The 22799-nt window shown below is 39.4% G+C and carries 20 protein-coding genes and 1 pseudogene; 15 read left to right on the forward strand and 6 right to left on the reverse strand.

Features of this window, described 5'->3' with window-relative positions; translation table 11 throughout:
- The first annotated feature begins 273 nt into the window (after positions 1 to 273).
- Positions 274 to 489, forward strand: coding sequence for a DUF1653 domain-containing protein (locus HYG93_RS04685; protein WP_106985835.1), 216 nt, complete (start codon positions 274 to 276; stop codon positions 487 to 489).
- 86 nt (positions 490 to 575) lie between these two features.
- Here the strand turns inward: HYG93_RS04685 and HYG93_RS04690 are convergent, their stop codons facing one another.
- Positions 576 to 782 (reverse strand): KTSC domain-containing protein, encoded by a 207-nt coding sequence (locus HYG93_RS04690; protein ID WP_106985834.1) that lies wholly within the window; start codon positions 780 to 782, stop codon positions 576 to 578.
- 402 nt (positions 783 to 1184) lie between these two features.
- On the opposite strand from HYG93_RS04690, the pseudogene HYG93_RS19630 reads away from it, so the two are divergent.
- A pseudogene (locus HYG93_RS19630) lies at positions 1185 to 2234 on the forward strand (linear amide C-N hydrolase).
- 104 nt (positions 2235 to 2338) lie between these two features.
- On the opposite strand, the gene ahpC reads toward HYG93_RS19630, so the two are convergent.
- Entirely contained in the window at positions 2339 to 2902 is a 564-nt protein-coding gene (ahpC, locus tag HYG93_RS04710; protein ID WP_067767636.1) for an alkyl hydroperoxide reductase subunit C, read from the reverse strand.
- A 520-nt stretch (positions 2903 to 3422) separates the two neighbouring features.
- Between ahpC and hrpA the strand changes: the two genes are divergently transcribed.
- From hrpA to HYG93_RS04745, 8 genes are all read left to right on the forward strand, one after another.
- Positions 3423 to 7286: an ATP-dependent RNA helicase HrpA gene (hrpA, locus tag HYG93_RS04715; RefSeq protein WP_178962036.1), complete on the forward strand. Its 3864-nt coding sequence runs from the start codon at positions 3423 to 3425 to the stop codon at positions 7284 to 7286.
- Between the two features lie 30 nt (positions 7287 to 7316).
- On the forward strand, positions 7317 to 8426 hold the full coding sequence (locus HYG93_RS04720; protein WP_106985833.1) for a beta-ketoacyl-ACP synthase III: 1110 nt from the start codon (positions 7317 to 7319) through the stop codon (positions 8424 to 8426).
- A gap of 54 nt (positions 8427 to 8480) precedes the next feature.
- Positions 8481 to 9251: a 1-acyl-sn-glycerol-3-phosphate acyltransferase gene (locus tag HYG93_RS04725; RefSeq protein ID WP_178961922.1), complete on the forward strand. Its 771-nt coding sequence runs from the start codon at positions 8481 to 8483 to the stop codon at positions 9249 to 9251.
- Between the two features lie 175 nt (positions 9252 to 9426).
- Positions 9427 to 10317 (forward strand): hypothetical protein, encoded by an 891-nt coding sequence (locus HYG93_RS19320; RefSeq protein WP_256733388.1) that lies wholly within the window; start codon positions 9427 to 9429, stop codon positions 10315 to 10317.
- A complete protein-coding gene (locus tag HYG93_RS19325; protein ID WP_256733389.1) occupies positions 10314 to 11459 on the forward strand; it encodes a hypothetical protein in 1146 nt (381 codons plus the stop codon). Before HYG93_RS19320 ends, HYG93_RS19325 begins: the two co-directional genes overlap by 4 nt.
- Before the next feature lie 105 nt (positions 11460 to 11564).
- A complete protein-coding gene (locus HYG93_RS04735) occupies positions 11565 to 13280 on the forward strand; it encodes an AAA family ATPase (protein WP_106985830.1) in 1716 nt (571 codons plus the stop codon).
- A gap of 135 nt (positions 13281 to 13415) precedes the next feature.
- On the forward strand, positions 13416 to 13739 hold the full coding sequence (locus HYG93_RS04740) for a gamma-glutamylcyclotransferase family protein (protein ID WP_106985829.1): 324 nt from the start codon (positions 13416 to 13418) through the stop codon (positions 13737 to 13739).
- Between the two features lie 173 nt (positions 13740 to 13912).
- Positions 13913 to 15103 (forward strand): CynX/NimT family MFS transporter, encoded by a 1191-nt coding sequence (locus HYG93_RS04745; protein ID WP_106985828.1) that lies wholly within the window; start codon positions 13913 to 13915, stop codon positions 15101 to 15103.
- Between the two features lie 162 nt (positions 15104 to 15265).
- Here the strand turns inward: HYG93_RS04745 and HYG93_RS04750 are convergent, their stop codons facing one another.
- Positions 15266 to 15727, reverse strand: a complete 462-nt coding sequence (locus HYG93_RS04750; RefSeq protein ID WP_106985827.1) for a DUF441 domain-containing protein — start codon at positions 15725 to 15727, stop codon at positions 15266 to 15268.
- A gap of 152 nt (positions 15728 to 15879) precedes the next feature.
- Here HYG93_RS04750 and HYG93_RS04755 point away from each other — a divergent pair, with 152 nt between their 5' ends.
- Entirely contained in the window at positions 15880 to 16596 is a 717-nt protein-coding gene (locus HYG93_RS04755) for a pseudouridine synthase (RefSeq protein ID WP_106985826.1), read from the forward strand.
- Between the two features lie 135 nt (positions 16597 to 16731).
- Here HYG93_RS04755 and HYG93_RS04760 read toward each other — a convergent pair whose 3' ends face one another.
- The 3 genes from HYG93_RS04760 to HYG93_RS04770 form a co-directional block, all read right to left on the reverse strand.
- Positions 16732 to 17175: an N-acetyltransferase gene (locus tag HYG93_RS04760; RefSeq protein WP_106985825.1), complete on the reverse strand. Its 444-nt coding sequence runs from the start codon at positions 17173 to 17175 to the stop codon at positions 16732 to 16734.
- Positions 17176 to 17268: 93 nt separating this feature from the next.
- Positions 17269 to 17610, reverse strand: coding sequence for a type II toxin-antitoxin system RelB/DinJ family antitoxin (locus tag HYG93_RS04765; protein WP_106985824.1), 342 nt, complete (start codon positions 17608 to 17610; stop codon positions 17269 to 17271).
- Positions 17611 to 17716: 106 nt separating this feature from the next.
- Entirely contained in the window at positions 17717 to 18628 is a 912-nt protein-coding gene (locus tag HYG93_RS04770) for a pseudouridine synthase (protein WP_227865891.1), read from the reverse strand.
- A 129-nt stretch (positions 18629 to 18757) separates the two neighbouring features.
- On the opposite strand from HYG93_RS04770, the gene tsaE reads away from it, so the two are divergent.
- The 4 genes from tsaE to hfq all read left to right on the forward strand — a co-directional run bounded on the left by tsaE (position 18758) and on the right by hfq (position 22763).
- Positions 18758 to 19228, forward strand: a complete 471-nt coding sequence (gene tsaE, locus HYG93_RS04775; protein ID WP_106985822.1) for a tRNA (adenosine(37)-N6)-threonylcarbamoyltransferase complex ATPase subunit type 1 TsaE — start codon at positions 18758 to 18760, stop codon at positions 19226 to 19228.
- Complete coding sequence (gene mutL / locus HYG93_RS04780) at positions 19225 to 21204, forward strand: DNA mismatch repair endonuclease MutL (protein ID WP_106985821.1); 1980 nt, start codon at positions 19225 to 19227, stop codon at positions 21202 to 21204. Before tsaE ends, mutL begins: the two co-directional genes overlap by 4 nt.
- 6 nt (positions 21205 to 21210) lie before the next feature.
- Positions 21211 to 22155, forward strand: coding sequence for a tRNA (adenosine(37)-N6)-dimethylallyltransferase MiaA (gene miaA / locus HYG93_RS04785; RefSeq protein WP_106985820.1), 945 nt, complete (start codon positions 21211 to 21213; stop codon positions 22153 to 22155).
- A 92-nt stretch (positions 22156 to 22247) separates the two neighbouring features.
- Positions 22248 to 22763, forward strand: coding sequence for an RNA chaperone Hfq (gene hfq, locus HYG93_RS04790; RefSeq protein ID WP_106985819.1), 516 nt, complete (start codon positions 22248 to 22250; stop codon positions 22761 to 22763).
- Positions 22764 to 22799: the final 36 nt, after the last annotated feature.

Genomic DNA, 22799 nt, shown 5'->3' on the forward strand with positions numbered 1-22799 from the left:
AAGAGTTTTTAATTGTGCAGAAGTATTTTGATCTAACATTGCTAACGTCTCCAAAGGAGTAAATGTATATTTGATGGGATAAGAATAAGATAAATATAAAAATAGATAAAACAGTTTGTTTTTATAAAAACAATCGGTTTTATAAATAATTGGTTAATTTCATTTGAAATTTCAACTTAATAGATAAGGTTGATTCTCTGGATTTCAAGTGAAAGTTGCATTTACGAATTAAAAATTCGTTATGATGCGATTATTTAGCGCGGAGACGAGAATATGGAATTGCAACGCGGGATTTATCAGCATTATAAAGGACCACTTTATCAAGTATTTTCAGTCGCTACACATAGTGAAACGGCAGAAAAATTGGTGGTATACCAATGCTTGTACGGTGAGTATTCGATGTGGGTTCGTCCATTAAGCATGTTTTTAGAAACAGTTGAATACAACGGGGACGTATTGCCACGCTTTAAGTTTATTCAGGCAGTTTAAGGTAGATGTGGCAGGGCTGAACAATGTAGCCCTGCATCATAAAATAACAATGCCATCAAGATTGATGGCATGAAAGCTAGAGAAATTCACTGAATGCTGAGCCGAGTAAAGTGCAAATCGTATTCTAAATATTTATGCACAAAAGCGGTTTTATCATTACATCGCATTAAATTGTCGTATACAAAAGCGGGGACAGGGTGGTAAAGATCACCTGAGCCATTATTATAAAAAATTGTTAAATAGCGTGATGATGCACTATATTTCCAGGACGTTACAGCAATCGGTGTTCCCATAAGCTACTCCCTTTGTTGATTTAATCTGAATCAATCTTTTTCATTACAGAACTTCTTCTGTCTCTTGAACTTAAGTTAAATTAAGAGATGCTAATAGCATAGATTTGTAACAAAAAATAATCAGTTTTCAAGCCAAGGTCATGAGCAATATGATGTGAATATGCTCACCATAGCGATTTGCGCGGTTAAAATAATAAATATTTGAAATTTATGATAATGAGGAGTGTATGGTCAAAAGTGCATTGTCTGTGATAAGAATTATATATCAGAACAAAGCATAAGCCGTGAAAGTTCCGCATACTGTTTGTAGGTTCACGTGTGGAGATGCAAAGTAGATTTACTCAGCACATTACAATTTAAAAAAAATATTGCGATTAAAAGATTCATCTAGAGGGTAAGCGTATGAAAAAAACGGTATGTAGTATGATGGTCATATCAGGCCTGCTATTAAGTTCTTGGGCAGATGCATGTACTCGTGTGGTATTTCAAGGGGAGCGGTAAAATGTAATGACGGTCCGCTACATGGATTGGAAAAGTGATGTGGGTACTAACCTTTGGATATTACCTTAAGGGGTGAAACGAAGTGGTAATGCAGGCAAGAACTCGACACAATGGACCTCAAAATATGGCAATGTGATTGCTACAGGCTATGATATTGCGACCACAGATGGTTTAAATGAAAAGGGTTTGAATGCCAATTTACTCTGGTTGGTAGAAGCTGAATACCCACAACTGGAGCAAACTAAAAAGCCAACACTGAGTATTTCACTTTGGGCGCAATACATGTTGGATAATTTTGCCACTGTGGCAGAAGCTGTTCAATTTTTACAAAAAGATCCCTTTGCTGTGATTTCTGATTAAGTCCCCGGCGAACAATGCTTAGCAACTTTGCATTTATCGTTATCGGATGCGACTGGGGATAGCGCGATTATTGAATATCTTGCTGGAAAGCAAGTGATTCATCATGATGCAAGTTATCAAGTGATGACCAACTCCCCAATATTTGATCAGCAATTGGCGTTAAACCAATATTGGAAGCAAATTGGTGGAACGACTTTTTTTACCGGGCACCAATCGCGCCGCTGATCGATTTGCACGTGCTTCGTTTTATATTCATGCCATTCCTAAAAATGCAGAGACTCAGTTTAGCTTAGCCAGTGTATTTAGTGTGATTCGCAATGTGCCTGTGCCTTTTGGTTTAAATACAGAAGAAGAACCAAATATTTCTTCTACGCGCTGGCGTACTGTGGCGGACCATAAAAACTTGAAATATTACTTTGAGTCTGCTGTGTCACCGAATGTATTTTGGGTGGACTAAAACAAATTAACTTCAAGCAGTCTCAAACACGTAAGTTGAATTTAGGCAAAGATCAGGCAATTGCATACGCAGGTGATGCTACGGCTAAATTTGTAGAGACAGCCCCTTTTAGCTTTTTAGGTGTAAATCCCTAAAATGGTTATGAATGTACCAGATTTAATCTTTTAGATTATCTTTCGTAAAATAAAAAAACCGCGCTAAAAGCGCGGTTTTTTAATCAGTTTAATCTAATTAGAAATTAGATTTTACCAACTAGGTCGATTGAAGGAGCAAGAGTTGCGTCGCCTTCTTTCCATTTAGCTGGGCAAACTTCGCCTGGGTGAGCGTGTACGTATTGAGCTGCTTTAACTTTACGAAGAAGTTCAGAAGCATCACGGCCAATACCACCAGCGTTGATTTCAACGATTTGGATTTTGCCTTCAGGATCAATAACGAAAGTACCACGGTCAGCAAGGCCGTCAGCTTCGATTAATACGTCAAAGTTTTTAGCAAGAGTCCAGTTCGCATCACCAACCATTACGTATTGGATTTTTTTGATTTCTTCTGAAGAATCGTGCCAAGCTTTGTGAGTGAAGTGAGTGTCAGTAGAAACTGAGTAGATTTCAACGCCTAATTTTTTGAATTCTTCGTAGTTGTCAGCAAGGTCACCAAGTTCAGTTGGGCAAACGAAAGTGAAGTCAGCTGGGTAGAAGAATACTACAGACCATTTGCCTTTAAGATCAGCTTCAGTTACTTCGATGAACTGACCGTTTTGGAATGCAGTAGTTTTGAATGGTTTAACTTCAGTATTAATTAAGCTCATCATTGTCTCCATGATTGAGGTTTGTATTTGATTTCCAATAGAGTATCGAACTTTAAGTCATTGCTGAAATAGTATTTTTACATTACAAATATCGGAAAAACCGAATTAGAAAAATATCCACAGACTTAAAGTCAGATGATTCTGTTCATTTAGCATGAAAAATATGATGTCTAAATGACAAAATGATCGACCCAAATACTCGCTTAAGAACATGATGCCAGTGAGTTGAAAATTCAAGGGTAGATTTTAAAAAAGTCATCTTTATTTTTTATTGGACTCAAATTTGGGCATGACATTTTGTTAAAGCAGGCACAAGCAAATTTTTAAATCGTATGCACTAAAAAGTAGAGCTGAGCGGTATAGAACGGTTTGAATTGTGATGTTTGACGCTAAAGTCTATTTGAATGTTTGAAACGGGACATCAGGAGATTGGGAATCTATTTGAAAACGAGTAGAATAGGGCGTTTTCAGATAGTTGTAGGGCGTTCACTTGGTTGCAAAAGGTTTAAATGTAGAAAATATGGTGATGGCACGTGATCTTCACCGTTTAAATCGATTGCGCAAAGGCAAAGACGCCAATGAAAAGCAATATCAAGAATTATTTGAGAAATCACATCTCAAAGTACTTGAGCGTGTGGAAAGCATTCCAAACATCAAGTTGAATCAAGATTTGCCTGTAACTCAATATGCAGACAAATTGATTGATGCAATTCAAAGCAATCAAGTGATTATTGTTGCTGGTGAAACAGGTTCGGGTAAAACCACACAGTTACCTCAAATTGCAATGCTTGCAGGCCGTGGTTTGACGGGGATGATTAGCCATACGCAACCACGCCGATTGGCTGCACGTAGTGTCTCACAACGTATTGCAGAAGAAGTTGGGCAAAAACTGGGTGAGGCAATTTCTTTTAAAGTTCGTTTTAATGAACAAGGTTCGCAAGATTCTCTTGTACGCTTAATGACGGATGGTATTTTATTGGCAGAGTTGGCCAATGACCGCTTTCTCACCAAATACGATACGATTATCATTGATGAAGCACATGAGCGTTCGCTCAATATTGACTTCATCATGGGTTATCTCAAGCAATTATTGCCACGTCGTAAAGACTTAAAAGTGATTATTACGTCTGCAACATTAGATGTGAACCGCTTTAGTCAGTATTTTAACAATGCGCCTATTTTTGAAGTCGAAGGCCGTAGTTTTCCTGTAGAACTGCGCTATCGCCCTATTTCAGAACTGAGTATTGTGGGCAGTGATGACGACGAATTTGATGATTTTGAAGAAAATCTGCCCCGTGCTGTGGTGTCAGCAGTAGAAGAATGTTTTCAGGATGCGCAAACGAAAGGCCATCCAGAGCATGCTGATATTTTGATTTTTGCCAGCACTGAACAAGAAATTCGTGAATTACAAGAAACGTTAATAAAACATGGCCCACGTCATACGGAGGTTTTACCACTGTATGCACGTTTGGCTTTAGCCGAGCAACAAAAAATCTTTAACCCTACTGGGGGTGGTCGACGCATTATTATTGCCACCAACGTTGCAGAAACAGCGTTAACTGTTCCGAATATTCGTTATGTGATTGACAGTGGTTTTGCTCGTATTTCACGTTATAACTATCGCTCACGCATTCAACGTCTACCAATTGAAGCGGTATCACAAGCAGCGGCCAATCAGCGTAAAGGTCGCTGTGGTCGTATTGCACCGGGTGTGTGTATTCGTTTGTATTCGGAAGAAGATTTTCAGAGCCGTCCAGAATTTACAGAACCTGAAATTAAACGTACAAATTTGGCTTCTGTAATTTTGCAAATGCAAAGTTTAGGCTTGGGTTCATTAGAAGATTTTGATTTTATTGAGCCGCCAGATCACCGTTTAGTCAATGATGGTCGTAAGCTTTTAATTGAGCTTGGCGCAATGGCAGATAAGTCTAATGCTCAGCAAGGCAATCATGCTCATGCCAAGGGTGACTCATTAACCAAAATTGGTCAGCAAATGGCAAAAATGCCGATAGACCCACGTTTGGCACGTATGATTTTAGGTGGTACTCATTTTGGTGTGTTAAATGAAGTGTTGGTGATTGTGGCTGCTTTAGCTGTGCAAGATCCACGTGAACGTCCTGCCGATAAGCAAATGCAAGCAGACCAAAAACATGCTTTGTTCCGCGAGGCCGATTCCGACTTTTTGTTTTATACCAAATTATGGGACACGCTAAACGATAACCGCGAAAGCATGAGTGAAAATAAACGACGCTCATTTGCCCGTACTCACTTTTTAAGTTGGTTGCGTTTACGTGAATGGAAAAAGACGCATGAGCAGTTGGTTGACTTAGCTAAAGGTTTAAAGCTGTCATTTAACGAAAAGAAAGCCAGCTATGAAAATTTACATCGTGCTTTATTAACGGGTTTGCTGTCGTTTATTGCCAACAAAACAGATGAACGAAATGTATTCATGGCGGTACGTCAGCAAAAAGCGCGTGTATTTCCAGCCTCTACCTTACATAAAACCAATACACCTTGGGTGATGGCTTTTGAAATGGTTGAAACCTCTCAGGTGTATTTGCGTACTTTGGCCAAAATTGAACCCGAGTGGATTTTGTTGGCTGCGCGTGATTTGTTAAAGCATCATTATTTTGAACCACACTGGTCGAAAAAAGCAGGTGTGGTAAATGCTTATGATCAAATTTCGTTATTTGGTTTGATTATTGAGCCGAAGCGACAAATTAATTATGAAAAAGTCGATCAACCTGCGGCACATGAAATCTTCCTGCGTGATGCATTAACCACAGGGAATTTAGGTGTAATCCCACCATTCTTAAAGCACAATTTACTTAAACTTGAAGAAGTAGAGCGTGTAGAAGATAAATTGCGTCGTCGTGATTTGGTGGTGGATGAAGAAACGATTTATCAATTTTATGCATCTAAAGTGTCAGCTGAAGTTGCAAGCCGACGTAGTTTTGAGGATTGGCGTGCTACTGTTGAACAACAGCAACCGCGTTATTTATTTATTGAAGATGATGCACTTTGGCTGAATGACCGCCCAACAACGCAACAATTCCCAGATTATTTGCGTAATGGTGAGCTGAGATTGGCGGCTACCTATCATTTTGACCCAAGTCATGATGAAGATGGTGCAACGGTTAAAATTCCACTACAGGCCTTGCCACAAGTAGACGAAGGAATTTGGTCTTGGGGAATTCCAGGTTGGCGTGAGGACCTGATCGAAGCGTTATTAAAGTCTTTACCTAAAGATAAACGCCGTGGCTTGGTACCCATCCCAGACACCGCGAAAAAGTTGATGGCAAGACTTGATGCTGTACATTTGAATCAGCATATTTTTAGCTTTTTGGCTTATCAACTGCGTGGGGATCAAATCACAGAAAAAGATTTTTCATTTGATCGTATTGAGCAATATTTACAACCACTGATTAAAGTCATTGATGAAAAAGGCCGAATGGTTGAACAAGGTCGTGATTTAAGTGAGTTAAAAGCACGTTGCCGCACAGAAACCCATAGCCCAGTCAAACAATTAAAAGGTGAATTCAAAAGCTTCCCAGAGTCTTTTGTATTTGAAGCTTCACAAAAAGTGACAGGGGTGGTGGTTAAGCAATATCAGGCCTTGGTTTCTGTAAAACCTTTTGCGAGCCTAGAGCAAAAAGATGAATCGGGTGTTGTGATACAAACCTTTAATGACCAAGCAGAAGCCGTGCGAAAGCATCGTGAAGGTGTGATTCGTTTGGTGTATATGCAATTGGGTGATGTAGTTCGTCAGTTAAAAAAACAGATTTCAAAACCTTTAGCTTTGGCATATTCGCCATTGGGTGATAAAGCAAAATTAGAGCAAATGTTAGTTTATGCCACACTACAAGTTGCAATAAATGAGCTTCCTGTCAATGAGCAGGAGTATCAAAACTTGGTTTTAAATGTAAAGAAATCTTTCTTAACTCATGGTCAGCAGGTCTTGGCCACATTAAGTGAAATTTTTATTCAATGGCAGGATATCCGTCGCAAACTGCTGGTTTTAGATGATTCTATCTTTGGAAAAAATATTGATGATATTGAAGATCAGCTAGATTTGATGAATTTATCAGATTTTGTTTATGTGAAACCAACCGATGTTTGGCAAGAATTTCCGCGTTATTTAAAGGCCTTGGTGTTGCGTTTAGATCGCTTAGCAAATAATCTGCAAAGGGACAATTCTGCCATTGATCAAGTTGACCCATGGATGGAAAAATTATTTAAGTTTAAAAACGATGCTCGACTAAAAGAATTGTATTTCATGGTCGAGGAATTACGCATTTCTTTATTTTCACAACCAATGAAAACAAAGATGCCAATTTCTCCAACCCGGTTGCAAAAACTATGGGAAAAACTTGGAATCAGTTAAGATAGTGGCAATTTCAAAAAGGAGTTTTACATGGGCATCCGCATTACAGGTACGGGTTTATATCATCCAGAAGACATTATTACCAATGAAGAGCTGGTAGAAGGTCTCAATGCTTATGTGGAACAGTATAACCAAGACAATGCTGAAAAAATTGCAGCAGGTGAGCTAGAGGCTCGTCGTGGTTCGAGCGCAGAATTTATTGAAAAAGCGTCAGGCGTAAAGCGTCGTTATGTTGCAGAGAAAACAGGTATTTTAGATCCAAAGCGTTTACGTCCATTGTTGCGTGAACGTTCAAATGATGAATTATCTATTCAAGCAGAATGGGGCGTGACTGCTGCTAAACAAGCGATGGAAAATGCAGGTGTTACTGCAGAAGACATCGATGTGGTGATTTTATCTTGCTCTAATTTGCAACGTGCATATCCAGCAGTAGCGATTGAAATTCAAACTGCGCTGGGTATTCAAGGCTATGCATACGACATGAATGTGGCTTGCTCAGCAGCGACTTTCGGTATTAAGCAAGCTTATGATGCGATTAAAGCTGGTGCTCGTCGCGTATTGTTGGTTAACGTTGAAATTACGTCGGGTCATACAGATTTCCGTTCGCGTGATTGTCACTTTATCTTTGGTGATGTTGCAACTGCATCAATTATTGAAGAAACAACAAGCAAAACTGGTTTTGAAGTGCTCGACATTAATTTGTTTACCCAGTTCTCAAACAATATTCGCAATAACTTTGGTTTCTTAAATCCAAGTGAAACGACGGATACTGATGATAAGCGTTTCCGCCAAGACGGACGTAAAGTGTTTAAAGAAGTTTGTCCTTTAGTTGCGAAAATGATTTCAAAGCAATTAGAGAAAAATGAAATTGAACCCGCAAATGTGAAGCGTTTTTGGTTACATCAAGCCAATGCCAGTATGAATGAATTAATTCTGAAATTGGTGGTAGGTAAAGAAAATGCAAAAGCAGATTTAGTACCAATTATTTTGGATGAGTTTGCAAATACGTCATCAGCAGGTGTCATTATTGCTTTACACCGTACTGCAGACCAAGTGGATGACGGTGAATATGGCGTATTGTGTTCGTTTGGTGCGGGTTATTCAGTAGGTTCAATCCTCGTACAAAAACACGTTGCATAAATCCTGATTTTAGGTCTTTATAGACTGAACAGTAAATATGTAAAAGGTACATAGGTGCAGGTACAACATGATGCAAAATGGATTGGGCGAATTAGTTCGATCTCCAAGCAATATTTTCAGCCAACTTTTTTAGGCGCAGAATATATTGATGCATCTATACCTGCAATGTATGTGGGTAATCATACGATGTATGGTGTGCTTGATGCACCGATGATTATCGACTACCTGTACAATGAACATAAAGTGGCTGTGGTTAGTATTGCTGACCATAGCCATTTTTATTTGCCTGTTTGGCGTGAGATTGTCAAAAAGTTTGGTGCGGTGGACGGTGTACAAGAATACGTCCGTAGCGTGATGCAACAAGGCTATTCCATCTTAGTTTTCCCAGGTGGTGGGCGTGAGGTGCTGAAACGTAAAGGCGAAGCTTATCAGCTGATTTGGAAAGAGCGTTACGGCTTTCTAAAACTGGCGCAAGAGTTTAGTTATGATATTGTACCTTTTGCTGCCTTAGGTGGTGATGAAGCTTATGAAATTGGTGTAGATGCTTCAACAGTAGTGAATACTAAATTTTTTCAAACCTTGCTCAAAGTCCCAAGATTAGCGAAATTGTTAAGGCATGGAGAGGTCATTCCATCTTTACCTAAAAGTTTAATTCCAAAGCGATTACCATTTTATTTTCAATTTATGCCCCGTCAAAGTCTGATGCAGATTCAAGATGTGGAGGAGTTGAAAGCATTTCGTGAGCACATACAGCAACAGATTTATCAGGGAATATCTGATTTAAAACAATATCGTGAGCAACAACACGATCTTTTTGCGCATTAAATTATACTGTAAAAACGCTTGAGTTTGACTATGCTGTATAAAGGTAGCGTAGCGCTAAAGTGTATTTCACATAAGCCATAAATTCGCTCAGGCTATAGAAAAGACTGGAGCAAAGAGCGAATATTTCCTATATTGAAGAAATAAATAAAATGTATGAATCAATAAGGAGTGGGGGATGGATCAAAAAGACGTTACCACTTCTTTGGTGGCGATTGCGAAACAGTTACTACGTATTTCACAGGGTTTAAATCGCCTGTATATTGATCAAATTGAATTGGCCGGAAACATTACTTCGCAAAACATGTTCAAAATTGAACCTGCAAAGCAACGTATTGTTTTGGCGAATCAATTGTTTTCCATTCATTTTCATACGCCAGAACGTTATACAAGTTTGAGCTGTCTAAGCTCACCAACTTTATTTGACATGCATTTTGTTGCTGGGCAACCACATGCCGAAGCGTTGGAGGAGTTCTTTTTACATGAAATTTACTTTTTAACGGGTGATCGTAAGCCACAGCATTCGCTTTTGCTCAGAAGCAAGGCGCAAAAACTTAAACAGTTACTACTTGAATATATTTATCAGTGCTGTGGGGTTGAACAGCGGGCAGAAGCTTTTTTACAGCAAATTACGCAAGTACAAGCTGAAATCACTGATCATTTAATGATAAAAGCCAAGTATTACAAAACGCCCATTTTGCAAAATTTTCGCCGTAAAGGTGTCGCTATTCCAAAAGCAGTGATCGAACAATTTAAAACGATGTTTTGCTTTGATCTATTAATGGAGACAGAATTCTTGCCTGTGCAGAATTTGATGGGAAGCTTTTATGAGTTTGGCTATACCGCGACGCAGTTTTTAGATGCACCTTTGTATCGAATTATGTCTTTAAACTTTGTAGAACGCTTTAATTTAAATGATTTACAGGAACATCGAGCGGATATTGAACTGCTATATCGGCATGCGCTTGAGCAACCTAAAATGTTGGTTTTTTTACGCCTGATGCACCGTGAAGTATGGCAACAGCCAGATATTTTATCTAAGCAACATTTTGTACAGGCTAATACATGAATTTGGCAAAAAAAAAAGCGGCGAAGCTACCACTCTTCGATGGTATGCGCACTGTCAATTGGTTGTACCGTCAATCAAGTGAAGTGATCGATTGGGTTAGTGAAAATATCCAGCATAGCAGTGTACGTGTAGCCATGACGGCCATAAGCTTTATTGATTGTAGTCAGCAACATCCTCAAATTATTTTAGCGACGTTGCAGTACTTTCAATATGCTGCCGCTCGCATGTTTATTAGTCGGTGTTATGAGTTTGCAAATCAGGAACAGTGGTTTGAGCATCCAAACAATACCCATGCCGTTTTACAAGGGACGCAACAGGCGATGGATGATCATCGTATTGCAATAAGCCATTCTATTTTGTATTTAGATGAGTGGATGGCTTTGGTTCGTTGTATTGCACGTGAAGACCAAACACTTGAAAAACGAGTTTATGCCTCACTCAGTCGAGTGATGCAGGCGTATTTACAGCATTTGGCCAAGATTACCCAGCCTTTGGCAACCGAGTTGATTGCGTTTATACGCCCAGAAACTCAGCAAAATAGAAATTTTCACAGTACCTTAAGACGTCACCGTATTCAATTGGATGATTTTCGTCAGCGTTTCTATTTAGTTCATGAGCAATCCCGGGAGTCGTTATTTGATGCTTATGTCCGTGATTACCTCACAGCATATTTTGCAGAAAATAAAGTCATTGCCAAGAATGTGACATGGTTTGGCTTATATCAGCAGGCGATTGTTTGGCATGATGAAATTCAAAAAGAAGAAATTATGACCAAGCTCAAAAAAGACTGCTTAAAAGCATCATGGAGTGCGTGGAGTCATTCGCCGCAAATACAGTTTGAACAATGGTTGATTGAAGAGTTGACATCTATAGACCGCATTATTCAAGAGTCTAAAGTATTTCGGCATTGTTTGGCCGCCAGTTATGCACATCGGATTATAGAAGGTGAATATGTGGCTTTTCATGTGATGCCACTCGATTCAACGCTCGCACCGATGACTTTAGGTTGCGTATTACAAAATGAAGTCTTGATTTTTGATCAGTTGGAACATGCTCATAATAAAAAAGCTCAAGTAACAGCAACAATGATTGCCTGTCGTTTTATTGAGTTTCTGAATCTACGAAATCAACAATCCATTTGATTCAAGCAAAGTACGATTCAATACGCGACAGACTCTGGCGGATGAAGCTTAACTTTTGAGGTAAAAGTCGGTAGGCTATAGCGGTTCTTTAATGGTATAGGTCTTATGAATCAGGAAACCGCACTCAAGTTATTAAAAGCTGGTGAAAACGTATTTTTAACAGGCTCGGCAGGTGCGGGTAAAACATATACCTTAAATCAATATATTAATTATCTAAAAGCGCGCAAGGTGACGGTTGCGATTACAGCATCTACAGGTATTGCAGCCACACACATGAATGGCATGACGATTCATACTTGGGCGGGCATAGGCATTAAAGATGCGATTTCTGAAGATGAACTCAAACGCTTAAAAGAACGTAAATATTTAAAAGAGCATTTAGAAAATGCCCAAGTATTGATTATTGATGAAATCTCGATGCTACATGCCAAGCAACTCAACTTGGTGAATAAAGTCCTGAAGTTTTTTAAAGAAAGTGATGAAGCCTTTGGTGGGATTCAAGTCATTGCGGCTGGTGACTTTTTCCAGTTGCCACCTGTAGGCCGTAATGAAGAACGCAATCGCGATAAGTTTTGCTTTATGTCTGAGGCTTGGGTCGAAGCCAAATTTCGCGTGTGTTATTTGACTGAGCAACACCGTCAAGGCAATGACTATTTAAATGATATTTTAAATGCAATTCGTGCGCAAACGATTGGTCCTGCACACTTAGAAGCATTAAAACAAACACGCACACAAGATATTGGCGATACCTTTACACGTTTATATACCCACAATATGGATGTGGACAGTATTAACTTCAAACATTTAAATGAAATTGAGCAGGAAGCAAAGCAGTTTGATGCGCAGTGTGATGGCAATGAAAAGCTCATCGAAACGCTAAAATCATCTGTACGTGCGCCAGAAACACTCAATTTAAAGAAAAATGCCAAAGTCATGTTTGTAAAAAACAATTTTGATGTGGGCTATATCAATGGCAGTTTGGGTGAAGTAATTGGCTTTGAAGAAGACGATGAATACGGTGTATTGCCTAAAGTTAAACTTACAGATGGTACGACTTTAATTGTGGAGCCTGAAACATGGTCAGTTGACAATGACGAAGGCAAAACCATTGCCAGTTTTCAGCAAATTCCGCTGCGTTTGGCATGGGCAATTACCATTCATAAATCACAAGGTATGACTTTAGAAGCTGCTGAGATTAATCTCAGTCATACTTTTGAAAAAGGCCAAGGCTATGTTGCCTTGTCGCGTTTAAAAACCTTACAAGGCTTAAGATTATTAGGTTTTAATGAGCAAGCACTTGAGTTAGATAGTTTGGCTATTAAAGCAGATCGACGTTTTCAAGAGCTTTCTGCAGAAGCAGAAAATCAATTTGCTGATATTGATTTAACCCCGCAACATAAAGCATTTATTCGTCACTGTGGTGGCACATTAAATGAATATGAAATTGAGCGTAATGAAAAGAAAATCGCCAAAAATGGTGCGAAACAAAGTTATGGTTCAGCTACTTTGGATGAAACACGAGCATTGTTTGAAGATGGCTATGACATAGCAGATATTGCACAAGAGCGTGGTTTAACTCCAGCGACAATTATTAATCACTTGGCTCGCTTGCAAAAAGAACAGGCGCTCGATATTTCTGTTGCTCATCCGGGTGAAGAAGCAGTGGAACAAGTCCGTAAAATTTATAAACGCTTAATGAAGCGTAAAGATGCCGAACATTTTAATGATGACGGTAGCATTAAATTACGTCCGATTGTGGAACAGACCAGCCCGCGTATGGGTTATGACCAAGTGCGTTTGGCCTTGTTATTTGTTGAATAGTTAATCTAAATATAGATTGAATTAATATTTTGATTCATAAATAAAGCCATTTATTTCCTCCGCTTTGGGTTGAAATAAGTGGCTTTTAAATTTGAACGTTAAAGTACAGAGACAATGAAATTGGAAATACACAATATGCAAAGTTTATTTGTATACGGCACTTTACGCCTCGGTGAGCCGAATGCACATGTGATGGAGCGAATTGGTGGCACATGGTTTAAAGGCTATATATTGGGGAACTTAGAAAATAGCGGTTGGGGTGCGGCTTTAGGTAGTCCTGGAATTCGTTTGAAAGATGATGGAAATCCTGTTCAGGGCTATGTATTTATATCTGAGCATTTAGAGGATCACTGGGAATATTTGGATGAGTTTGAAGGCGTGGAATATCATCGCCAAGCTGTGACCGTATATTTGGAAGATGGAAAAGTGATGCAAAGTCAGGTGTATGCTTTGATCTAATTGAATAAGTTTGAATGATACAAAATGAGAGTAATTAATAAATTATTTACTAAAATCTAATTTTTTTTGGCTTAAATTATCGTAAATAGATATTAATTTATATTTTTCGACGATATTAATTAAATCTTATATTTGTTATGTTACTGCCTTATTCAAGTAAAAGATTTTATTAAATGTCAGCAAAAGTACAATGGTTTGCAAAGGATTTACTCATCATTGGTGCTGGTTTTGCCGCTGCGATGCATATTGGTAAATTACCCGCTGCTATCCCTATTTTACAGGCTGAGCTAGGCTTAAGTTTGGTGCAGTCGGGTTTACTATTGTCCTGTATACAATGTGCAGGGATGTGCTTTGCGCTGCTGATTGGTAGTTATGTATCAAAGTTAGGTTTAAAGCGTTGTGTGTTGTTGGGGCTCAGTTTACTCACTTTAGCCAGTATCTGTGCCGGACTCACGCAGTCGGTACTGTCTTTATTTAGCATGCGAATTATAGAAGGTTTTGGCTTTTTACTGGTTACCTTGAGTGGGCCAGCGCTTATTCGCGAGTTGGCACCTATACAGAGTTTACCGGCCAAAATGGGCTTATGGGCGGCTTATATGGGCGGAGGAGTAGGCATTGCTTTAATTACTGCACCTATGTTGATTCAAAGTTGGTCATGGTCTGTGGTTTGGTTTAGTTATGCATTCATTACATTGAGCTTTTTAATTGGTATTGCATGGTTTATTCCAAATACAACGCCTTCTTCACAAGCTGTACCGCTAAAATCTTTAATTAAACTTACATTGCAGCATCAGCCAGCATGGTTACTCGCGTTGATATTTGGAACTTATGCAGGGCAATGGTTTGCTTTGGTGGGCTTTTTACCGACGATTTATGAGCAAAATCATATTGCACCTACTTTGGCTGGATTGCTTACGGCAAGTGTATCTATCGCAAATGCCGTAGGTACTTTTATCTGTGGGTTACTGTTACAACGAGGCTTGCAGGCGAAGCTGCTGGTCATTTTGGGATTTGTTGTATTAATTGCTTGTGCACTACTTTTTTATACAGCAAAAGACAGTTTGCCTTTTATGCTGCAATACGTACTGGTTTTTGGCTTTTCATTATTTGGTGGCTTGGTAGCGGGAAGTATCTTTGCACAAGCCCTACATTTTTCCCCAAGTCCTATGGCTATTAGCACTACTGTGGGGATGATTTTACAATGTTCTGCACTGTCTCAATTTTTATTACCGCCAAGTATCGCATTATTGGTGTCTAGCACTGGAACTTGGTTGTGGGTCGGTGTGCTCATGAGTGTTCTGTCTATTCTGGGTATTGTGCTTACACAGCGCTTATTTGCAATTCAGCCCAAAACTTCTGCTTAAGTTTTTGGGGGGAGCTTTGGTTGGGAGGCATTCAAAGCCAACACATTAACTCTGTTGGCTTTTGCTATAACTAAGATGTGTGAAAGTACATACAACTTTTAATTATAGAAGAATAACTTTTTTGCCATTTGATCTTTTTAGGGCGAAGCTGATCAAGCTGTGTTATTGGCCAAGCCCAATAATGAGTGACAAAATACCTGCAGCAATTAATGGTCCTACAGGTACACCTCTTAATAAAGCAACCCCAGCAACTGTACCAATCAGTAATCCAGCAACAATATTAGGTTGATTACTCATCAGTTGTACACCACGACCACCTAACCAAGCCACAAATACACCAATAGCGATGGCAAATAAGGATTTCCAATTGAAAAAGGATTTCAAAATTTCATCGCCAGGTATTTTGCCACTGGCGATTGGTGTGAGTACACCAATGGTCAGGATGATGATGCCAATATTTAAACCATGCTGTTGCAGCAAAGGAAAGTATTCACTTAAAGGCGTAATACGAAACACAATGAGCACAGCTGCTGCAATGGTTACAGCAGTGTTATGACTAAAGACACCACACGCCAATAAAACAATTAGGACAATAAGGTTTAAATCAAGGTTGGAAAGGGTCATCACGGGAGATATAAGATTTGCATTGACAAGTAGAGTATAAAGCATATTTATACTGATCGTGGCTCAGGTCGATTTTCCGCTGCATTGTTTTGAGTTGGGTTTCAGATCATGATCCTTTAGAATATCAGGCGATTTATTTGAGATGTGCTTTTATGTTGTTGGAAAAAATGTTGCAGTCACAGGGCTTTGGTTCACGTAAATATTGCCAACAGTTAATTAAAAGCGGTGCTGTTCAAATTCATGGTGAGTTGATTGATAATCTCAAATATAAAGTAAATTTGGATCAGTTAGCGTTTCAAGTTTATGGTCAAAACTATGTTTATCGAGAAAAAGTTTATATCGCCCTACATAAGCCTAAAGGCTATGAATGTTCACATCAGGCGACCCATCATTTTAGTGTGTTTGAGTTTTTTGATGATGCGCTAATGAATCGAGGTTTACAGTGTGTGGGTCGTTTAGATCAAGACACAACAGGCTTGTTATTGTTAACGGACGACGGTCAGTTTTTGCAGGCTTTAACGCATCCTAAAAAGCATGTGCCAAAAGTTTATGAAATGTATACGGCCGATGATGTAACAGACGCGCAGCTACAACAGCTTGAGCTGGGTGTAGAGCTACGCAATGAAAGCGGTATATTTGCTGCTACAGAAGCTATACGCTTAGCAGAGAAGCAACTACGTTTTACTGTGCATCAAGGTGTGTATCATCAAGTGAAACGCATGGTTGCGGCTGTAGGGAATAAGGTAGAGCAATTACATCGGGCGCAGATTGGACAATTGGGCTTGGAACAGTTAAATCACTTAGCAGAAGGTGAGTGGGTTTATTTAACTGAGGCGCAAATTGAATTAGCAAAGCAACGCGCTGAATAGCTTTTTAAAGTTAAATTGACTGATATGTTGTGCATGCGTGGATTGGAACTACGCATGCGATTGATAGATGCTGTTGTTGCATGATTTTGTTTAAATACAAAGATCGCTGAATTTACAAAGATAACTATTTGGGGCTTATTTTAAAAAACAATGGTAGGTTTGAAATTCTTCATCTTTTACAAAACCCATAGACTCATATAATGCATGCGATTGAAAATTATTCTTTTGTGTTTCTAAGCTAATACGCTGCGCATTTTCATGGCGTGCAAATAAGATTGCAGTATCAATCAGTTGTTTGGCAGAGCCTTGACGCCTAAAGGCAGGTCGGACATAAACATCATCTAAGAGATAATAACGAGAACAAGCAACAGAAGAAAAACCTAAATACAGTAAGACAAAGCCCGTAAATAGATCATCTTTAATATGAATGAAGATCACACTTTCTTGATTAGCAAAGCGTTGTTTTAAAAACTGAAAAGAAAGGTCTAAATTGGAAGAAGCACCATAAAACTGGCGATATTCATCAAATAATATTGCAAGTTGCTTTAAATCTGATTCTACAGCGCGTCTTACAATCATGCTTTACTCCATGCTTAAAATTAGAGGGTTGCATGAAGCATAACGAATAATTAAAAAACTGTGATTTTTAAATTGTTTAAAAATACGACAGTGTTAAGTTTTGTCACCTTCGCCCAAAATGGCATTGAGTTCCTCAAAGATATCTAAATGCTCATCATCTAAATCTATATCGCTTGAAGTCATCATATTGTCTGCATCTGTTGCTGCCACAGATGATTTCACATCTTGTTGCTTCAGTTTGCGTAAACGAATTAATTGTTCAAGATTGATGTTTTGATTTTCAATCGAAAAGGGGATAGATTTTGTAAGTACAACTTGCTTGAAAAACAGACGCACAGCTTGAGCTGGTGTAATCCCCAGTTGTTTAAATACCGCAAATGCTTGCTTCTTTTCTTGGGAATCCAAGCGGATTTGGTAGACTTCAGTTTTTCTCATAATTTTAGAAAGCTTTTAAATACTTAACTTTTCGCATTTATTTTAATCTATTACACGCCAAATTCAATCCTTCAACTCATAAAAATATGAATTATTTGTAATGACATTAAGATGACAGTGTGAGGTCAAATGTGGAGCTTAAAGAGATCTGCTGTTTAGATAAAGGGTCGATAAACTTAATATGCTTGGCAAGTAATTGTAGTGGTGCGCTAAAGTCATGATCAGCTTTGTGCTTGACTTGCGGATAAAATGGGTCATTTTGAATCGGAATACCCAAGTGGCTAAGGTGTAAACGGAGTTGATGTTGTTTACCAGTATGCGGTTTGAGTAGGTATTTTGCCCACTGCTGATTATGCTCTAAGAGTTGAATTTCTGTTTCACTATTGGCTACGCCTTCTATTTGACGCATGGTATAAAATGGCTCACCTTTTTCCATTCTTAAACGAAGCGTAAGTGGCAGTTTTAAAGTGGGTAGATAGGGTGCAATCGCATGATAGGTTTTTTGCACTTTACGATCGGCAAATAACTGCTGATAGATACCGCGACTTTCAATGCACTTTGAAAATAAAACAATCCCTGCAGTTTCACGGTCAAGACGATGAATTGGCGTGAGATGCTCAATGCTAGTTTGTTTCTTTAAGCGAACCAAAAGCGTTTCTTGTACATATTGTCCTGTGGGACTAATAGTGAGAAAGTGGGGTTTGTCTACGGCAATAAAGTGTTCATTTTCAAAAATAATATGGTGTTTAAAAGGCACATGAATTTCATGTGTTAAAAACCGATAGTAAAACACGTGGCTATTTGGCTGAAAGGGACTATTTGCATTGAGTTTTTGCCCTTGCGCATCAAAGATCAGCCCATCTTGAAAACGTTGTAACCATTCTTGCGCCTCAATATGTGGAAATTCAAGGCACAAGTATTGGTAAATGCTCTGTGGTTGTGGCTGTAAAGCTTTTAAAAACACTTTACTGGCACTTACGCCATTAATCATAGGTGGTATGAAATTAGAAAGAAGCATGGGCATATTCAATAGGAGATGATGAGAGCGTTAAGCCGTGAAAAAATACACAAACTGATAGGCGAAAATAGGCTTTTAAAGCCATGCAATGCTATCATAATCAATCTTTATATTGGTGTCGTGAGTATTATGCAGTATTCATTTAATTTGGTTTTAAACAATGAAGAAGATACACAGAACTTAGCACAAGTTTTGGCACAGCATTTTAACTCAGGTGTTATACATTTAATTGGTGACCTCGGTGCAGGAAAAACAACCTTAACACGTTATTTTATGCAAGCTTTGGGACATCAAGGTGCGGTAAAAAGCCCAACTTATACCTTGGTTGAACCCTATAATATCCAAGGGCAAGATATTTTTCATTTTGACTTGTATCGTTTAAATGATCCTTATGAATTAGAACTGATGGGTATTCGCGATTATCTCGAAACCCCAAATGCGTTATTTTTGTTTGAATGGCCATCGAAAGGTGGTGATGAAATTCCTGCGCCAGAATTGTTGATTAATATTGAAAAGTCTGAAGATGAGCTAACGCGCTATGCGACTTTAAGCTTTGCTTCAGACAGTTTAAAAACAGCTTTAGAGAACCGTTTTTCATGAGTGAATTGAGTGTACGCCGTATTCGCACACTTGAGCCTGCATTAGCTAACCAAATTGCAGCAGGTGAAGTGATTGAACGCCCTTCATCTGTGGTCAAAGAATTACTGGAAAATGCCATTGATGCAGGAACCACAGAACTGATTGTTCGGGTTGAGCAGGGTGGCAGTACACTCATTGAAATTATAGACAACGGCCGTGGCATTCACCCTGAAGATTTACCTTTAGCTGTGATGCGTCATGCAACCAGTAAAATTCAGTCAGCTGAAGATTTGCAGGCAATTGTCAGTCTTGGCTTTCGTGGAGAAGCCTTAGCTTCGATTGCAGCTGTATCTCGCTTAACCTTAACCAGTAGTCAGACGGATGAAGGGGTCGGTTATCAGGTAGAGGTAAATGGTACGGCATTTGATCACCAACAAATTCAAGCAGTAGCAGCGCCACGGGGCACACACATTCGGGTACAAGATTTATTTTTTAATGTTCCTGCACGACGTAAATTTTTAAAGAAACCCGGTACTGAATTTGGTCATATTGAAGAAATCGTGCGTCGTCTAGCACTGACCCATTTTGATATTCGTTTTGTACTTGAACATAACAACAGCATTAAGCTGAATTTACCGATAGCTGATAGTGGTGAACTACGGTTTCAGCGAGTTCAACAGCTCTTAGGGCGTCAGTTTACTGAAAATGCATATTGGATGGATGCGGACAGCATCAGTATGCGTTTGAGTGGTTGGTTAGGCCATCCATCTGATGCGCGAGCGCAGGCAGATTTACAATATGTCTATGTGAATGGCCGTATTGTGAAAGATAAGACAATTTCTCATGCTTTGCGTATGGCTTATGAGGGAATTTTGCATGGGCATCAACATGCGGCCTATTTGCTCTTTTTAGAAGTTGACCCTGAAAATATTGATGTCAATGTTCATCCAACCAAACATGAAATTCGTTTTTTAAACCAACGCGAAGTGCATGAGTTTGTGCGACATTCTGCAAAAAAAACCTTGGCTCAATTTCAAACGGCTTCAGCAGAATTATCCTCTGCAATGAAGCAAGATATTGAACAGTCAATTGTACAGCATGCGCCTCAACCACGTTATCAAGAGCAGTTTGACTTGCATAAGCAGGCCACTACGCAAGCTCAGACTTTGACGCCGACAATGCCGCAACATGATGGAAACTTTCAGTTTGATCGGACTGTACCAGAAATGCGCCGTGATGGTACACAAGCGACAGCGACTGCTTATCAGTACAATGCACAATTAGGTGGCTCTGTACGGCTAAATAACGCTTTGCAAAGTTATTTGGCACCACTTCGAGCAACTGAAGATACATCAAGTGCTACAGCGCAAGAGATGAGTTTAGAGGCACATATTGCGTCTAAAGTAGATGAGCATCCATTGGGTATTGCGATTGCACAGCTACATGGTATTTATATTTTGGCGCAAAATACTGAAGGTTTGATTATTGTTGATATGCATGCTGCGCATGAGCGTATTGTGTTGCAACAAATGAAAGCTGCTTGGGATAAGCCTGAATTTTGGATGTCACAGCAGCTATTAATTCCTAAAGTTGTTCATATTAGTCGCATGCAAGCGATGCGAGTTGATGATCTAAGAGATCAATTGGCTCGTTTTGGCTTGGAAATCGACCAATATGGTGATGAGCAAGTGATTGTACGTGGTGTGCCTGCGATTTTACATAAAGCAAATCTGGAAGCCTTAGTACCTGAATTGCTAAATGATTTAGATCCGACTGATCAAGCGCAAGGTTTATTGCAACGTCGCGATGAAATTTTAGCGGGTATGGCTTGTCATGGGGCAGTACGCGCACATCGAATACTCAGCCTTTCTGAAATGAATGCTTTGCTTCGCCAAATGGAGCAAACCGAATTTGCCAGCCAATGTAATCATGGCCGTCCTACATGGCGTGCCTTTCCATTGGCTCAACTTGATAAACTTTTTGCTCGAGGAGAGTAGTTTTACATGTCAAATCAATTGCCGGTCATCAATTTAATGGGACCAACTGCAAGCGGGAAAACTGCTTTGGCATGCGAATTATACGAGCAAGGTGATTTTGAGTTGATTTCCGTCGATTCTGCGCTGGTTTACCAAGATATGGATATTGGTACGGCAAAGCCGACAAAAGATGAATTGGCTCAATTCCCGCATCATTTGATTGATATTATTTCACCACTTGAAGTGTATTCAGCGGCAAGCTTTGTTGAAGATGCATCTGCACTGATTGATGATATGCACACACGTGGAAAAACCCCAATATTAGTGGGTGGAACCATGTTGTATTTCAAAGCATTGCTTGAAGGCTTATCGAGTAATTTACCAAGTGCAGATTATGCAGTTCGTGCAGAAATTGAAGCGATGGGTGAGCGAGATGGCTGGGATGCTGTATATGCGCATTTGTGTCAGGTTGACCCATTGGCAGGTCAGAGATTTAAGGTGAGTGATAAGCAACGCATTATTCGCGCACTCGAAGTATTTAAGCTGACAGGTAAACCAATTACACAGCTTCAAGCTGAACAACCGAAGAACTTACCATATCGATACACTTTTCATAATTACGCTTTGCTACCTGATCGTATAGAGTTGCATAAAAGAATAGAAAAACGTCTCGAGATTATGTGGGATATCGGATTTTTAAATGAGGTTGAAGAACTCATGAAAAAATACGATTTAAACGAGGATTTACCTTCGATGCGCTCAGTCGGGTATCGACAAGCCATGGAATTTTTAAAAAATAGTGATAAAAGTATCGTAAATCGTAAAGAAATGGAGGATAGAGCTCTATTTGCAACACGACAACTTGCAAAACGTCAATACACATGGTTAAGATCTTTGCAAGAAACGCATAAATTTACAACATATTTAACGATTAAGCAGGCTCAAGAAGACTTGCGAAACTGTTACGGATAAAGCAAAATTTGGGTACTACCTTTTTTATAATTTTTAATTGAAAAATCAAAGGTAGTTTTTGCGCTGATTTTTAAATTTTTTGGAGTTATAACATGTCTAAAGGTCAAACTTTACAAGATCCGTTCTTGAATTCTCTCCGTAAGGAACGTATTCCTGTTTCTATTTTCCTTGTGAACGGTATTAAGTTACAAGGTCATATTGAATCTTTTGACCAATATGTAGTTTTATTAAAAAATACTGTAAGCCAAATGGTTTACAAACATGCGATTTCTACAGTAGTTCCTGCACGTAATCCACGTCCTGCTGGTGCTCCTGCTGGTGCTCAAGGCGCGGCTGGCTTTGGCGGTCAACAAGGTGGCTTCGGTGGCGGTCAACAAGGCGGCTTCGGTGGCGGTCAACAAGGTGGCTTCGGTGGTCAAGGTAGCTTCGGTGGTCAAGGTGGCTTCGGTGGTCAAGGTGGCTTCGGCGGTCAAGGTGGCTTCGGCGGTCAAGGTGGCTTCGGTGGTCAAGGTGGCTTCGGTGGTCAAGGTGGCTTCGGTGGTCAATCTGCTGGCTTTGATGGCGAATCAAAATTTGAAGATTCTCAAGAAGACGAAAATAATCGTTAATTGATACTTCATAAAAAAGCCTCTCAATTGAGAGGA

This window comes from Acinetobacter sp. SwsAc6 (genome assembly GCF_013391565.1).
Taxonomy (GTDB): Bacteria; Pseudomonadota; Gammaproteobacteria; order Pseudomonadales; family Moraxellaceae; genus Acinetobacter; species Acinetobacter cumulans.